General features: G+C 71.8%; 15 protein-coding genes. 5 read left to right on the top strand and 10 right to left on the bottom strand.

Annotated features, from left to right (window positions below; genetic code table 11):
- Window positions 1-26: 26 nt before the first annotated feature.
- Both JD276_RS12380 and JD276_RS12385 read right to left on the bottom strand, forming a co-directional pair.
- Window positions 27-674, bottom strand: coding sequence for a TetR/AcrR family transcriptional regulator (locus tag JD276_RS12380; protein ID WP_200115969.1), 648 nt, complete (start codon window positions 672-674; stop codon window positions 27-29).
- A gap of 12 nt (window positions 675-686) precedes the next feature.
- A complete protein-coding gene (locus JD276_RS12385) occupies window positions 687-1,346 on the bottom strand; it encodes a hypothetical protein (RefSeq protein WP_200115970.1) in 660 nt (219 codons plus the stop codon).
- Window positions 1,347-1,519: 173 nt separating this feature from the next.
- On the opposite strand from JD276_RS12385, the gene JD276_RS12390 reads away from it, so the two are divergent.
- Entirely contained in the window at window positions 1,520-2,017 is a 498-nt protein-coding gene (locus JD276_RS12390) for a hypothetical protein (RefSeq protein WP_200115971.1), read from the top strand.
- A gap of 4 nt (window positions 2,018-2,021) precedes the next feature.
- Here the strand turns inward: JD276_RS12390 and JD276_RS12395 are convergent, their stop codons facing one another.
- From JD276_RS12395 to JD276_RS12430, 8 genes are all read right to left on the bottom strand, one after another.
- Complete coding sequence (locus JD276_RS12395; RefSeq protein ID WP_200115972.1) at window positions 2,022-2,561, bottom strand: YdeI/OmpD-associated family protein; 540 nt, start codon at window positions 2,559-2,561, stop codon at window positions 2,022-2,024.
- Between the two features lie 57 nt (window positions 2,562-2,618).
- Window positions 2,619-2,972: a hypothetical protein gene (locus JD276_RS12400; protein ID WP_200115973.1), complete on the bottom strand. Its 354-nt coding sequence runs from the start codon at window positions 2,970-2,972 to the stop codon at window positions 2,619-2,621.
- Window positions 2,972-3,439, bottom strand: a complete 468-nt coding sequence (locus JD276_RS12405; protein ID WP_200115974.1) for a HEAT repeat domain-containing protein — start codon at window positions 3,437-3,439, stop codon at window positions 2,972-2,974. Before JD276_RS12405 ends, JD276_RS12400 begins: the two co-directional genes overlap by 1 nt.
- A gap of 79 nt (window positions 3,440-3,518) precedes the next feature.
- Window positions 3,519-3,752 carry a hypothetical protein gene (locus JD276_RS12410; protein WP_200115975.1) on the bottom strand — a complete coding sequence of 78 codons (234 nt, stop codon included), beginning with the start codon at window positions 3,750-3,752 and terminating at the stop codon, window positions 3,519-3,521.
- Window positions 3,749-4,336: a DUF488 domain-containing protein gene (locus tag JD276_RS12415; protein ID WP_200115976.1), complete on the bottom strand. Its 588-nt coding sequence runs from the start codon at window positions 4,334-4,336 to the stop codon at window positions 3,749-3,751. The genes JD276_RS12410 and JD276_RS12415 overlap by 4 nt, the downstream gene beginning before the upstream one ends.
- A gap of 16 nt (window positions 4,337-4,352) precedes the next feature.
- Window positions 4,353-4,568, bottom strand: coding sequence for a hypervirulence associated TUDOR domain-containing protein (locus tag JD276_RS12420; protein WP_200116003.1), 216 nt, complete (start codon window positions 4,566-4,568; stop codon window positions 4,353-4,355).
- A gap of 213 nt (window positions 4,569-4,781) precedes the next feature.
- Window positions 4,782-6,260 (bottom strand): MDR family MFS transporter, encoded by a 1,479-nt coding sequence (locus JD276_RS12425; protein ID WP_200115977.1) that lies wholly within the window; start codon window positions 6,258-6,260, stop codon window positions 4,782-4,784.
- A 265-nt stretch (window positions 6,261-6,525) separates the two neighbouring features.
- Window positions 6,526-7,029, bottom strand: a complete 504-nt coding sequence (locus JD276_RS12430) for a metallophosphoesterase family protein (protein WP_200115978.1) — start codon at window positions 7,027-7,029, stop codon at window positions 6,526-6,528.
- Window positions 7,030-7,262: 233 nt separating this feature from the next.
- On the opposite strand from JD276_RS12430, the gene JD276_RS12435 reads away from it, so the two are divergent.
- The 4 genes from JD276_RS12435 (at window position 7,263) to JD276_RS12450 (ending at window position 13,652) form a co-directional block, all read left to right on the top strand.
- Window positions 7,263-9,893: a LuxR C-terminal-related transcriptional regulator gene (locus JD276_RS12435; RefSeq protein WP_200115979.1), complete on the top strand. Its 2,631-nt coding sequence runs from the start codon at window positions 7,263-7,265 to the stop codon at window positions 9,891-9,893.
- Between the two features lie 202 nt (window positions 9,894-10,095).
- Window positions 10,096-12,474 (top strand): LPXTG cell wall anchor domain-containing protein, encoded by a 2,379-nt coding sequence (locus JD276_RS12440; RefSeq protein WP_200115980.1) that lies wholly within the window; start codon window positions 10,096-10,098, stop codon window positions 12,472-12,474.
- A 324-nt stretch (window positions 12,475-12,798) separates the two neighbouring features.
- Window positions 12,799-13,161, top strand: a complete 363-nt coding sequence (locus JD276_RS12445) for an ArsR/SmtB family transcription factor (RefSeq protein ID WP_200115981.1) — start codon at window positions 12,799-12,801, stop codon at window positions 13,159-13,161.
- Window positions 13,158-13,652, top strand: a complete 495-nt coding sequence (locus JD276_RS12450) for an SRPBCC family protein (RefSeq protein WP_200115982.1) — start codon at window positions 13,158-13,160, stop codon at window positions 13,650-13,652. The genes JD276_RS12445 and JD276_RS12450 overlap by 4 nt, the downstream gene beginning before the upstream one ends.
- Window positions 13,653-13,765: the final 113 nt, after the last annotated feature.

Consider the following 13,765-nt stretch of genomic DNA (forward strand, 5'->3'; position numbering starts at 1 on the left):
GGCTCGAGGTGGAGGACGCCCGGGACTCAGGAGAAGGCGCTCAGCGGCGGGATCCCCTCTTCGAGGTGCCTGAGCTGGTGGATCGTCCACTGCTTCCACTGCTCGCGCGTCCACTCGCGGCCGCGCGTGAAGTGGAGGTAGGCGTCGACGCTCAGGATGTAGCCGAGGATGTCGGCCGCGACCGCGCGCTGCTCCTCCGCGATCCGGCCGCGCTCGACGAACCACCCGGCCGCGATGGCCAGATCGCGCCGACGGCGCGTCTCGAGCCCCTGGTAGGCGGCGCGGGCCCCGGGGTCGGCGTCTGCGGCGGCGGCCATCGCGCGCACGATCCCGGCCGCCCGCTGATTGGCCTCGTCCAGAAACGAGACGTATCGCTCGATGGCCCGCTCGTCGTCGGGCTCGGCCATGATCTCGGCGACGACGGGCCGCTCGGCGAGGGAGTGGGATCCCTCGTCTCCCGCGAACGCCACCTCGAACGCCGCGATCAGCAGCGTGTGCTTCGGCCCCTGCAGCTGCACCGTCGGCGCGGAGACCCCGGCCTCGGCGGCGATCGCTTTCAGCGAGGTCGCCGCGTAGCCATCTCGGACGAAGAGCTTCTCGGCCGCGGCGATGATGCTCGCACGGGTCGCGGCCGCCTCGGCCTCACGACGAGGAGAACGATACGTGCGCGCCATGCTTCGACGCTATCACCGCCTGGAGCGGGCGGTGAACAGGACTGCGCCCACCACGATCTGCGCCACCGTGGATGCCAGCAGCGCCGCCGTCGCCACGGCGAAGCTGTCGGTGAATGTCGCGATCATCCCCGTGCCCAGCGCGACGACGGTGAGTGCCGGGAACGCCCAGCGCGCCACCCCTGAGACGGCTCCTCCGCGGACGATACCCACGGATCCGGTCAGCATCAGCACGAACTGGGCGATGCCCAGCCCCCCGGTCAGCAGGAACGCGCCCGAGTAGTCGTCCACGGGCGGGAGCGCGTAGCTGACGGTGTAGTACACGAATTGATTGGTCATGAAGACCGCGCCGAAGGCGAGCAGGGCGAGGCGGCCGAGCGCGCTCCTCCCGGCGATCCCGTCCGCCCCGCTCCTTCCTCCGGCGAGGGCCACGGTCGCGGCAGCGTGGACGAGGGTGCTGCCGAGGAAGAGGACGGAGAACAGCGCCAGGAGTGCAGGCGCGCGTTCCTCTGCAAGCGCCACCTCGACCAGTGTCGCGAGCAGGAGGAGCACGCCTCCCGTCAGCACACCGGCACCGCCCCAGCGGGCCCAGGCGGGCCTGGCCGCCCGCTGCGGGGGTGCGCTCTCGCCCCGTGCGGCCCGCACCCGGCTCTGCTGCTCTGCCGCGATTCCCATGGTGGTCTCCTTCTACGCCGATCCCTGCCACGGGCGTCGATCGGAGTGCAGATTCCGCGGACCGCCCGGCCCGTGCTGGCATCAGCGTAGCCCGAAGTTAAATATGTATCAATATTCAATATTGAAGTAGTATATTGAAAATGACCACCAGGTCATTGGGAGCGAGGAAGACGATGACCGAACCGAACGGACGCATATCGCGGCGCAGCATCCTGCAGGGTGCCGCATGGACGATGCCGGTGATCGCGGCGGCGGTCGCCGCGCCCGCTGTGGCCGCCACCGGCGGCGGCGAGGCCGGGGCGTTCATACTCCTGGGCGACTGCCGGTTGCCGCTCGGATTCCTCCTTCAAGCCTCCCAGGCGCACCCGGTCCCCGCGGGGACGACCATCGACATCACGCTGAGCAGGAGGAGCGGCTCCTTCAATCTGGAGATCTCACCCGCCATCGGCTGGGTGGAGCGACCGGGGATCCAGTCGTGTCGGGTGGTGCTGGCCTCAGAACTCCCGGCGGGGCAACTGCTGCAAATGAAGACCGACCTCTGGTCTGCGAGCGAACTGAGGCTCGACGCGAGTTGCACGCTGCCCAGCGGGTACACCGCCGTCGGCGCGCAGATGCAGGCCTATGTCGATGTATGGCTCGGCGAGAACAGCGTCACGTGCAGATCGTCGTGACCGGCTACCGGAAGCCCGCGAGCTTGCCGCTCTTGGCCAGCTCCGGATCCGTGCATGCGGAGAGGTCGAAGCAGCAGGGCCGGCGCTTGCCCGCCCGCAGCTTCGAGATGCTGACGTGCACCCGCCGATCCCGCGTCTGGGGGTTCCTGGTCGCGTCGATCCAGCGCACCCACTCCCAGCGCGCCATCGGCGTGAGGCTCTTCCAGGTGTCGGAGAGGTCGGGGGCGTCGGCGAGCGCTGCACGGAAGTCGTCCGGCAGCTCCGGCTCGGGCCACTCGCCGCTCGGCTCGATCTCGAACGCCACCGCGTCGCCGTCGCCGACTCCCAGGGCCGCCCGCAGCTCAACGTCGATCGAGATCCAGTGGCCGCGCATGCCGTCCGGCTCGACGACGGTCGCGAATGCACGCCCGTTCGCGGCGCCATCGACGGCGACCTGGCCCCGCGAGGGCAGCGCCGCGCTCGCGTCGTCGGGCAGCCGCACGATGAGGCGGTCGCCGATCAGCTGCGCACGCCCCTCGAATCCGACCGCGGTCCTCTCGGCCATCGCCCGCCCCTCCCCATCGCGGGGCGCGCTCCGTTCGCGATCGCCCTCGCTGCCAGGCTAGTCGCGGGGAGGCGCATCCGGCTTCTCGGTTCCTGATCGCTTTCCGCCGGGCTCCTCGATATTCCCGGCTCCGCGCAGGCCGACGAGGTATGTCGCCACCCGCGCGACGGCCGGGTCCGGATCGCCCGCGAGGCGGCGGAGCAGCGCGGGGGCTGCGGAGCCGGGGATCTCGCCGAGCGCCTGGGCGAGCCGGCTCCGGGCTCCGCTCGCGAACGTCACGGATCGAGCCCCCTCCAGCCCCTCGGCGAGCGCGCCGACGATGCTGCGCTCCGCCTCGGAGGATCGGGCGGCGAGGGCGCCCAGCGTCTCGGCCGCTTCGACGTCTCGGGATCCCGAGACGATCATGGCCATCAGCCGTCCGCGCAGTTCCGACGTGTGCTCCTCCGCGTCCGGCATGTCCGACGCCCGGCGCCCGCCGAGGATGAGCGCGGCACGGTCGGCGACCTCGGCGTCGGCATCCGCGAGCCGGGCGGCGAGGGCCGCGGATGCGACGGGCCCCGGGCGCGATCGTCGCCGACCTTCGACAGGGTATGCAGCGCCTGGGCCCGGGCCTGGGGCGCGGAGTCCGGCTGGAGCGCCTCGAGCAGCAGCGGCACCGTCGTGTCCGCCGGATGGCGGGTGAGCGCCCATGTCAGCCTGTCGCGGACGAAGAAGTCGGGCTCGGTGCCGCAGCGCCTGATCAGCACGGGCACGTCGCCCGGCTCCGGGTGCGTGCCGGCGGCGAGCGCCGCCCGCAGCCTCGAGGACGGGTTCGGGTTCTCGAGCGCGCGCCCGAGCCCCGGCGCACCCTGATCCGCGAGACGATCGGTCGATGTCATGGTGAAGACCTCCGACCGCCATTCCAGCGCCTGTCACGGTGTCAGGGTCAAGCGCGGGGCGATCCCGAACCGCGTCGCCTCAGTCGGTTCCCTCCACGAGCTGCGTCGCGAGGTCGGCGATCTCGGACTCCGGCAGGTCGATCCCCGCCCGGTCGAGGCGCGTGCGGATCATCTCCTCGACCTCGTCTCGCGGGGCCGCCGCTCCGGCGGTGTCCCTGACCTCGACCATGATCGTCGCCACCGTCTCGACGTCGTCGGGGCTCCGATCGTCGAGCCGCTCCTCGTCGTTCCCGGTGTTCTCTTCGGTGCTCATCTGCGTCCTCCTTCTTCTCCTGGTTCCGGTTCTGATTCCAGCTCTCTCCGGCACTCCGTCGCGGGGTACGTCACCGAGTCGCCCGCCACCACGGCGCCGGGCATCAGCTCCGCCGGTGACAGCCTGCCATCCGGCATGAGGTGCGCGACGACCTCGCCCCGGGCGAGGAGGTGGTCGGCGATGATGCGCCGGTGACAGCGCCACCACACGGCCTCCGAGCACATGACGGCCGCCTGCTCGTCCTGCGCGAGGGCGAGCAGTTCTGCAAGCCCGATGTCGAACGGCTCCGTGAGCGCGTAGTCCGCGTAGTTGTGGAAGCTGCGGTTGCGCCAGAGCGCGTTCACCGCCTCGGGCACCTCGCGCTGCGCCGACCTCCGGCCCCCGAGCTCGGCGATGCGCCGGTAGGAGATCCCGTGCGCGGGGAGCGCCGCCTCGAGCGCGTCCCGGTCGAACTGCGGGAAACGGTTCGAGCCGGGAAGCCTCCGCACGTCGACGACCGCGCCCGCGTCGGCGCCGCGCAGCAGCTCGACGAACTCGTCGAACGGGTGCGTCGAGTGCCCGACCGTGAGGATGCGCTCCGTCATCTGCGTCTCGCCGGGATCAGTCCGAGAGGCGCCTCAGCGCGCCGCCCTTGTGCGCCGCGACGTGATCCGTCTTGTCACTCTTGATCTCGTACTGCGGATCGTCGTCGCTCGCGCGGTGCGTGTGCCCCTGGTAGTCGAAATCCGACGTGTGGACGCGCACGATCCGGCCGCTGACCTGCCCGGCCTCGGAGTTCCAACCGACGTGATCCCCGACCTCGAACCTGCTCACGATCCGCCTCCCCGCGCGCTGCCAGCCGCTCGTTCTTCTCGCTCTTCCGCTTCCCTCACCGCTCCCGCGCCGCGTGCGCGGATCGGAAGCGCTTCCGAGGCCGACGCTATCACCGCCGACCGGGCGCCGGGCGGGGCTTGACTCTCGGCGGCGCTTATGACGAACCCCGGCTCCGGGCAGGCGCCGGAGCCGGGGTTCGGAGACCTGGAACCGCGGTCAGTGCGCGGCGCCCACCTCCTGGTCGGCGGGCTTGCGCACGAAGAAGGCTCCCACGATCGCCACGAGCGAGATGATCGCTCCGATGAGGAACGCCGCGCGCGTGCCCGCGGCGCCGGCCGCCGTCTCGGAGACGCCCGTCGTATGCACGGCGACCGAGGACATCGTGGTGATGAGGATCGCGACGCCCGCGGCCCCGGCCACCTGCTGCAGCGTGTTCAGGATCGCGGAGCCGTGCGAGTAGAAACGCTTCTCGAGGGAGCCGAGCGACGCGGAGAACAGCGGCGTGAACGACAGGGCCATGCCGATCGACATCACCGTCTGCGCGACCATCAGCAGCACCCAGGAGGTGTCTTCGCTCACGGTCGAGTAGAACCACAGCACGGCGCTGACCGCGATGGTGCCCGGCACGAGCAGCGCCCTCGGCCCCGCGCGGTCGTAGATGCGGCCGATGATCGGAGCCAGCAGGCCCATCGCCACCGAGCCCGGCAGGATGATGAGGCCGGTCTCGGTCGCCTCGAGGCCGACGACGTCCTGCAGGTAGAGCGGCAGCAGGGTGAGCGTGCCGAACATGGCGAGGGCGACGACGGTCATCACCGCGACGGAGGCGGTGAAGTTGCGGCTGAGGAACACCCGCAGGTCGAGCAGCGCCTCGTCGGACCGTTGCAGCCGGAGCTGCCGCCACACGAAGAGCCCGATCGAGAGCGCGCCGACGACGAGCAGCACCACGACGGTCGTCGTGGAGGCGCCGCTCTCGCCCTCGCCGCTGAGCTGGCTCAGCCCGAACACGATGCTGCCGAAGCCGAGCGCCGACAGCACGACCGACGAGACGTCGAGGGGCGCGCGCCTGGTCTCGCCGAGGTTCAGCATCCACTTCGCGCCGAGGGCGAGCGAGACGAGGGCGATGGGCAGCACGATGCCGAAGATCCAGCGCCAGTGCAGCTGGTCGAGGACGATGCCCGAGAGGGTCGGGCCGATGGCCGGCGCGAGCGAGATGACCATGCCGACGCGCCCCATCATGCGGCCGCGCGACTGCGGCGGGACGACGTTCATCATGGTGGTCATGAGCAGCGGGAGCGTGATCGCCGTGCCGGCGGCCTGCACGACGCGGCCCGTGAGCAGCACGAGGAAGCCGGGAGCGAGCAGGCAGACGAGCGTGCCGACGGTGAACAGCGTCATCGCGGTGAGGAACACGGCGCGGGTCGTCAGCCGCTGCAGCAGGAAGCCCGTGATCGGGATCACGACCGCCATCGTCAGCATGAACGCACTGGTCATCCACTGCCCCTGCTCGGGAGGGATGCCGAGGTCGTGGTTGAGGTGCGGGATCGCGATCGTCATCGTCGTCTCGTTGAGGATCGCGACGAATGCGGCGACGAGCAGCAGCCAGATCACGCGCATGCCGTCGGCGGGGATCTGGGCGCTGCCGGGCTGGGCGCTGCCGGTGGGGATCGGTGTCGATCCGGTTTCGGTGGTAGACATGGATCTTCCTGAGACGAAGCGCTGCGAGCAGCGCCGAAGCGGTGATGGTCGTGCGGGCTCTCCGAGCGGTCTCACGGCGACGAACGAGGAGCGCCGCAAAAACGGAGCGCTCATGCACGTCGTCGGAGACGTTCCGCCTGAGACGGAACCGGAGCACCCGTGCGCAAGGAACTGCGATTCCGCAGCATCGGGGTGGCGGCGTAGAGCTGAGGTAAGTAGCCTACACGCCTTCGCACGTTCTGGGCGAGGAATTCCGGGGGGCGGATCAGCGGCGCACCGGCACCACGGTCACCTCTCGCAGAGCCCCCGCATCGGCGACGGCGGTCATGAAGGTGCAGACCGGCTGCCGGCGCCGGTCGGTCGGGGAACCGGGATTGAGCAGCCGCACCCCGTTCGGCGTCGTCGTGTCCCAGGGGATGTGGCTGTGGCCGAAGATCAGCACGTCGACGTCCTCGAACCGGGCGTCCATGCGCCTCTCCCGCCCCTGGGCGGCGCCGGTCTCGTGGATGACGGCGAAGCGGAGCCCCTCGATCTCCGCCCGGGCGATCTCGGGCAGGCGGGCCCGCAGCCCCGGCCCGTCGTTGTTGCCCCAGACTCCGATCAGCCGTCGGGAACGGGTCTCGAGCGCGTCGAGCGTCGGCTCGTCGACCCAGTCCCCCGCGTGGACGACGACGTCGGCGGCCTCGATCGCCTCCCACGCCGCCTCGGGCAGCGCCTTCGCCCGCTTCGGCAGGTGGGTGTCGGCGAGCAGGACGAGAGAGGTCGGCATGCGTCCATTGAACCCGATCGGAGCGGGAGGATCGAGCAGCCGAGAGCGGCGCCTCGCCCGCCTGCTCTGCGACGACGGCCCGCTTACTCATCTTTTTACGCAAACTTCTCCGCTTCGCCTCCTACGCAATCCCTCCCATTCCCCGCCGGTTAGGCTGAAGAGCACTCTGTGAGCGAAGGCCGGCTCACCGTCGGCGCACGGGGGACACAACGGGGGAGTGCAGACTTGTGCTGGTGGGACGCGAGGACGATGCCGCGACGATCGTCGAACTGCTCGATCGCGCCCCGCTCTCCGACGGGCAGCTGCGGCTGATCCAGATCGACGGCGCCATCGGCGTCGGCAAGAGCGCGCTGCTCGCGGCCGTGCTCTCCCGGATGAAGACGCGAGCCGACGCACGGGCGACTGAGGCGGGGGCGTCCGGCGGGGCGTCGGCTCCGAGGCTGTTCCTCGCGCAGGGCGACTCCTTCAACGCCGACTCGCCGCTGACGGCGCACCGGGCCCTCATCGAGGAGCTGCTCGGCGACGAACTGGAGCGGCTCCTCGACGAGGCCACCCCCTCGGTCCTGGCCGTCCGATGCGCCGAGGCGCTCGCCGGGAGGCCAGCGATCGTCGCCGTCGACGACGCGCACTGGCTCGGCGACGCCTCGACCAGATTCCTGATCTCGCTCATGCAGGCACCGGCGGCCGGTCCGCTGACCCTCATCCTGGTGCACCGCGTGGGACAGGATCCCGATCGCCTCATCGCCGCTGCGCGCCGCTGCGGCGCGATGCACGACCACCTCTCCCTCGAGGCGCTCCCGGCGGGCGCGATCCGGGCCATCGCCTCCGGGCTCTCCGAGCGGCAGACGGAGGCGGTCGTCGAGGCGGCGAAGGGCAACCCGCTGTTCGCCCACACGGCCACGGCGGCGTTCCGCAGGCACGCCGGAGCCGAGCAGGTGGAAGAGGTGCTGCGACTCGCCGAAGGCAGCCAGACGGCGGTGCTCAGCGCCGCGGTCGCCGACGACATGGCCACGCTCTCCGAGCCCTCGCGCCGCGCACTCGAGACGCTCGCGGTGCTCGGCGGCTCGAGCCCCGTCGAGACCGTCATCGAGGTGGCCGACATCACACCCGCCGAATTCGACGCCGCGACCTCCGAGCTCTCCGAGCGGGGGCTGCTGAGCACGAGCGCTCACGAGTCCCTGCACCCCGTGATCCGCTACAGCGTCTACCAGAACACGCCGGCGGATCGGCGCGCGCTCGCCCACCGGAGGGCGGCGCAGCTGGAGCACGCGGAGCTCTTCGAGCGGGCCGAGCACCTCGCGCAGCTGGCGCCCGACGTCACCGCCGACGAGGCCGAGACCCTCGTGCGGGCCGCGCAGCTGGCGCTGGGATCTGACCCGAGCACCGTGCTGCACTGGCTCGACCGCATTCCCGCCGAGTACCGCACCCTCACCTCGGAGACGGTGCTGGCGCGCGCGCTCATCATGGGCGGCCGGGTGGAGGAGGCCATCGAGCGCCTGCGCGACCTGGTCGCCGAGCCCGGCGGCCTCCGAGACGCCGGGACCGCGGAGGCGGACGCACGCGGGCAGGCCGATGCGTGCGCGACCGAGGCCCGCGTGCTGCTCGCGAACGCGCTCCGCGTCACGGGCGACACGAGCGAAGCGCGGGCGCTGCTCGCCTCCACGGCCGACAGCATCGAGCCCGAGCTGCTGCGGGAGTACGTCGACATCCTGTCGCTGCTCGAGGGGCGCGCCCCCGACCTGCTGATCTCCCGTCTCGAGACGCTCCCCGGCGACGTGAACCGGATGGTGGCGGCCACGTACCGCACGATGGATCTCCTCGCCGACGGCCGGGTGCAGCAGGCCAGGGTGACGTTCCGACCCGTTCCGACGTGGATGAGCGAGGCCGACGGGCGGGAGCTGGGCTCCGTGCTGCACGCCGTCTCCTGCGCGGCCTGGGCCTCGTACATCCTCGACCAGTACGACGTCGGAGCGCGCCTGGCCGAGCGCGGACTGCAGCTGGCGCACCGCTTCGGGCAGGCCGACGTGCTCTCGAACCTCGGCGCCGCCCTGTCGTTCTGCCAGGCCTCCCTCGGCCTGCTCGACGCGGCGGACGAGACCGGCGAGCAGGCGGTCGCCGACGCCGAGCGCTTCGGCCCCCCGGACGCGATCAGCATGGCGAGGGCCGGCCTGATGATCGCGGCCCAGGGACGGGCCGACCCGGCTCTCCTCGCGCGGCGCTTCGCGGAGCTCGAGGCCACCCCGCCGCCCGAGTTCGGGTGGTGGAGGCGCGCGGTGCTCACCACGCGCACGCGCATCTCGGCCCTGCTCGGCAAGCCCGAGCCGTGCCCGGAGCTGCTCGGGGAGCCGAGGGACGCCATGGCCGCGCTCCGGCACGCGGACGCGGCGATGGTCTGCGCGTTCCTCGGTCAGCTCGAGACGGCTGCGTCGCTCATCGCGGAGGGCATCGCGATCGCCGAGGAGCAGGACTCCATGGGCCAGCGCGCCATGGTGCAGACGGTGCACGCCGAGATCCTGCTGCAGGCCGGCGAGCCGCTCGGGGCGAGCAATCTGCTGCGGGCGGCGCGCGATGCCTTCGAGCGCCTGGGGATGCGCCTGCAGCTCGCGAGGGCCACCGGGAATCTCGCGCGCGCCGAGGCGATGCTCGCCCGGCAGGCCGAGCCCCTCGCCCGGCTCACCGCGCGCGAGCGCGAGGTGGCCGAGCTGATCGCCACGGGATTGAGGAACGGGGAGATCGCGGAACGTCTGACCCTGAGCAAGCGCACCGCCGAGAACCACGTGAGGCGCGTGATGATGAAGCTCGGCGTGCGCGTGCGCCAGGAGGTCGCCGACCTCGTGAACCGGGCCGCGACCGGCGAGGCCTGAGCGGGGCCGGCCGCGCCCGGTCGCGCCCGATCGCCCCTCGGAGGCGCTCGGAGGCGCTCGGAGACGCGGGCCGCAGTTTGAGTACGAAGTTGAGTGCGCGGACCGCCCGGCGCGGAAGATTCCCGTGCAGCATCGGTGGGGCGGGGTGTGCTGCGTCTCATTCCGCATCGTTCATCGATCTGCACAGGGGGTTCTCGTTCACATGTCTCGAAGTCTGTCCAGCGATCCGCCGACGGGGCGGCACCGGCTCCTGCGCACCAGGCCCGCCCTGGCGATCGTCGCCTTCTTCGCCCTGCTGTTCACCGGCCTCCCGGTGACGGCGGCCCACGCGGCGGCGCCCCCCACCGGCACCTACACGGGTGACAGCACCGCCTACACCGGTGCGACGGTCGCCTTCGACATCGACGCGGCCGGCATGATGAGCGGCTTCGAGAGCGAGAGCTACTGCTTCGACGGCTTCGGCGTGTACCCCGTGCAGTGGGTCGGCATGCCGGCCACTCAGATCGAGGCCGGCGTGCCCTTCGAGGTCTCCTGGGAGTACGACACGGGCAGCGTGCGGCCCTACTACGAGCTGACCGGCACCGTGAACGCCGACGGCACCGCGAGCGGCACGGGCCGGGCGGGCTTCCTCCCCTCGGGCACCTGCGGCGGCATGAACTTCACGTGGACCGCGCAGACCGACGGTGTGCCCGCGCCCGATCCCACTGCATCGGCCTCGCCGAGCAGCCTGACGGAGTCGGAACTCGCGAGCAGCGGCGTCACGATCACCGGCGCCGACTTCCCGGCGAACTCCGACGTGTCGCTGACGGTCGGCGGCGAGGCCGCCGGAACGCAGACGGCGAGCGCAGACGGCGCCGTCTCCTTCCCCTACACGTCCTCGACACTCGGCACCGGCACCCACGAAGCCGTGCTGAGCTCGGGATCCGCTTCGGCGGCCGCCTCGTTCACCGTGACCGAGGACCCCGTCACCTACGATCCGACCGCCTCGGTCAGCCCGTCCACGCTCACACAGTCCGAGCTGGCCGCCACGGGCGTCACCATCGCCGGTGAGGGCTTCGCACCCGACTCCGAGGTCGCGCTGACCGTCGCGGGAGCGGCGGCGGGCACGCAGACGGCGAACGCCGACGGAGACGTGTCGTTCGCCTACACGAGCGCGTCGCTCGCTTCCGGCGCCCACGAGGCCGTGCTCTCCGCAGCCGAGGGCACCGCGACCGCCTCGTTCACCGTGACCGAGGATCCCGTCGTGTACGACCCCACGGCCTCGGTGACGCCAACGCAGCTGACCGAGTCGGAGCTCGCCGAGACGGGCGTGACGGTGTCGGGTGAGGGCTTCGCTGCCGGAACCGACGTCACCCTGTCCGTCGACGGCACGGAGGTCGACTCCGCCGCCGCGAGCGGCAGCGGGACCGTGTCGTTCACGCACACGAGCAGCACACTCGGCACCGGCGAGCACACGGCGGAGCTCTCGGCCGCCGAGGGAAGCGCCACCGCGACGTTCACGGTGCTCGCCGACAACGATCCGGTGTACGACCCGACGATCGGCGTCTCCCCGGCGTCGCTGACGGTCTCCGAGCTCGCCTCGTCGGGCGTCGCGATCACGGGTGAGGGCTTCCCGGCGAACGCGGACGTGACCCTCACGGTCTCCGGCGCCGAGGTCGAGACCGCCTCCTCGAACGCGGCGGGAGACGTCGCATTCGACTTCACCTCGGAATCGCTCGGAGTCGGCACGCACGCCGTGCGGCTCGAGGCAGACGCGCCCGGGGCCGAGGTCGAGGGCTCCTTCGAGGTGACGGAGGATCCGGTGGTCTACGACCCGGAGGCCTCGGTCGCCCCGGCGGAGCTCACCGAGTCGGAGCTCGCCGACACCGGCGTGACCGTCACCGGCATCGGCTTCCCGGCCGACGCGGAGGTGATGCTCGTCATCGGCGGCACCGAGGCGGAGACCGCGACCGCGGATGCCGACGGCACCGTGGCGTTCGCCTACACCTCCTCGACGCTGGGAGTCGGCACGCACACCGCGGCCCTGACCTCCGGCTCGCTCGAGGCCTCGGCCGACTTCACCGTCACCGAGGACGAGGATCCGCCGCCGCCCGGGCAGATCCCCGGCACCGCGCCGAGCGCCGACGATCTCGACCCGGCGCTCGAGGGCGGCATCACCGTCCCCTCCGAGGCCCGCCCGGGTGAGACGATCACCGTGACGGTCGACGACGTCGCTCCCGGCACCGACGTCGGCGTGTGGCTCTTCGGCGCCCCCGTGTACCTCGGCACCCACGCCGTCGACGAGAACGGACAGGTCTCCGTGACGATCCCGGATACCGCTGTCGGCGATGCGCGCATCGCCGTGTGGGCGGCGCCCGACACGCTCGTCGGCTGGGCCGGCATCGACATCGTCGGCAGTGGCGGAGGCGGAGGCGGTAACGGCGGCGGCAGCGGCGGCGAGAACGGGAACGGCTCCGGCTCCGGAGGCGACGGGCTCGCCCATACGGGCGCTGCGGATCTGGGCTTCGTGACGGTCGGCGGCGCACTGCTGCTGGCCGCCGGCGCCGGTCTGCTGCTCCGCAAGCGGCGCTCGACGCCGTAACCTCCGGTACGCAGCGATGAGGCGTGGGGGGGCGCGCCGGGGGGGCGGCCCCCCCAGGCCGCCGCCCGCGGGGGGGCTTGCGCCCCCGCCCCCCCCCCCCCCCCCCCCCCCCCCCCCCCCCGGGGGGGGGGGGCCCCCCCCGCCGCCCCCCCCCCACGCCTCATCCGTCTCCGGCCTTGCTCGATTCCCCTTCCGCGGTCTCGCCCGCGCCGTTCGGCCACCCCGCCGGGCTCCGCAGCACGAACCGCACGAATGGGGGTTGACGAGGGGCGACGCGAAGCGCATTATGGAACCAATAAGTTCCCGAACTGAGAGGTTCCAGATATGCCCTCCGATCAGCTCACCCGCACGTTCGCCGCGCTCGCGGACCCGACGCGACGGGCTATCCTGTCGAGCCTGCGCGAACACGGCCGGGCCTCGGTCGCGGAGCTCGCCGCCCCGTTCGAGCTGACGCCCCGCGCGATCTCGAAGCACATCGGTGTGCTCGAGGCGGCCGGGCTGATCTCTCGGGAGCGCGACGCGCAGCGGCGCCCGAGCCGATTGCGGGTCGAGCCCCTGATCGAGCTCGACAACTGGCTCGACGGCTACCGAGCCGTGTGGGAGCACCGATTCACGGCGCTCGAAGCCGATCTGAATACCGCGAACGCAGATCTGAGCACCACGAATGCAGAGGAGACGAGATCATGAGCACCGACACCGCACCGCAAACCGAAGCGGGAAGGATCGAGATCGAGCGCGAGTTCCCGGCCGCGCGCGAGCGGGTCTTCGCGCGCTGGACCGACGCCGAGGCGCTCGGGCGATGGTTCGCGCCTCCCGGCTACTCGACGCTGCACTCGGAATCCGATCCGAGGCCGGGCGGCGCGTGGCGGCTGGACTTTCGAGCGGACACGGGCGACCACCGGTACACCGAGCGCGGAGAGTTCCGCGAGGTCCGGCCCTTCGAACGGCTCGTGCTGACCCTCACCCAGTTCGACGACGAGCACGCGAACCCCAACACCCTCGTGAGCGTATCGCTCGACGACATCGGGACGCCCGGCGCGCCGCGCACCCGGATGCGCTTCGTCCAGAGCGGATATCGGTCTCCTGCGCTGCGCGACGACAACGAGCAGGGCTGGCGCGAGTGCTTCGACGGCCTCGCCCGGGAGCTGAAACGCGCGGAGACTCGCCGCTCCGCATAGCCGGCTGACCTCGAGGGCGAGCGGGCCGGGGTCGGCGTGCCCCAGGCACGTGTTGACTCGCGCGTCGGGAAGAGGGACAGTTGACCCATCGGGGAGTTCCCAGCACGTGAACT

Origin of the sequence: Leucobacter chromiisoli (assembly GCF_016522505.1) — a bacterium.
Classification (GTDB): domain Bacteria; phylum Actinomycetota; class Actinomycetes; order Actinomycetales; family Microbacteriaceae; genus Leucobacter; species Leucobacter chromiisoli.

Excerpts from the sequence above, each read along its gene's own strand:
- JD276_RS12380 (WP_200115969.1), bottom strand. The coding sequence starts at position 674 with ATGGCGCGCACGTATCGTTCTCCTCGTCGTGAGGCCGAGGCGGCCGCG.
- JD276_RS12405 (WP_200115974.1), bottom strand. The coding sequence starts at position 3,439 with ATGACATCGACCGATCGTCTCGCGGATCAGGGTGCGCCGGGGCTCGGG.
- JD276_RS12410 (WP_200115975.1), bottom strand. The coding sequence starts at position 3,752 with ATGAGCACCGAAGAGAACACCGGGAACGACGAGGAGCGGCTCGACGAT.
- JD276_RS12385 (WP_200115970.1), bottom strand. The coding sequence starts at position 1,346 with ATGGGAATCGCGGCAGAGCAGCAGAGCCGGGTGCGGGCCGCACGGGGC.
- JD276_RS12430 (WP_200115978.1), bottom strand. The coding sequence starts at position 7,029 with ATGCCGACCTCTCTCGTCCTGCTCGCCGACACCCACCTGCCGAAGCGG.
- JD276_RS12450 (WP_200115982.1), top strand. The coding sequence starts at position 13,158 with ATGAGCACCGACACCGCACCGCAAACCGAAGCGGGAAGGATCGAGATC.
- JD276_RS12445 (WP_200115981.1), top strand. The coding sequence starts at position 12,799 with ATGCCCTCCGATCAGCTCACCCGCACGTTCGCCGCGCTCGCGGACCCG.
- JD276_RS12415 (WP_200115976.1), bottom strand. The coding sequence starts at position 4,336 with ATGACGGAGCGCATCCTCACGGTCGGGCACTCGACGCACCCGTTCGAC.
- JD276_RS12400 (WP_200115973.1), bottom strand. The coding sequence starts at position 2,972 with ATGGCCATGATCGTCTCGGGATCCCGAGACGTCGAAGCGGCCGAGACG.
- JD276_RS12395 (WP_200115972.1), bottom strand. The coding sequence starts at position 2,561 with ATGGCCGAGAGGACCGCGGTCGGATTCGAGGGGCGTGCGCAGCTGATC.
- JD276_RS12425 (WP_200115977.1), bottom strand. The coding sequence starts at position 6,260 with ATGTCTACCACCGAAACCGGATCGACACCGATCCCCACCGGCAGCGCC.
- JD276_RS12390 (WP_200115971.1), top strand. The coding sequence starts at position 1,520 with ATGACCGAACCGAACGGACGCATATCGCGGCGCAGCATCCTGCAGGGT.
- JD276_RS12440 (WP_200115980.1), top strand. The coding sequence starts at position 10,096 with ATGTCTCGAAGTCTGTCCAGCGATCCGCCGACGGGGCGGCACCGGCTC.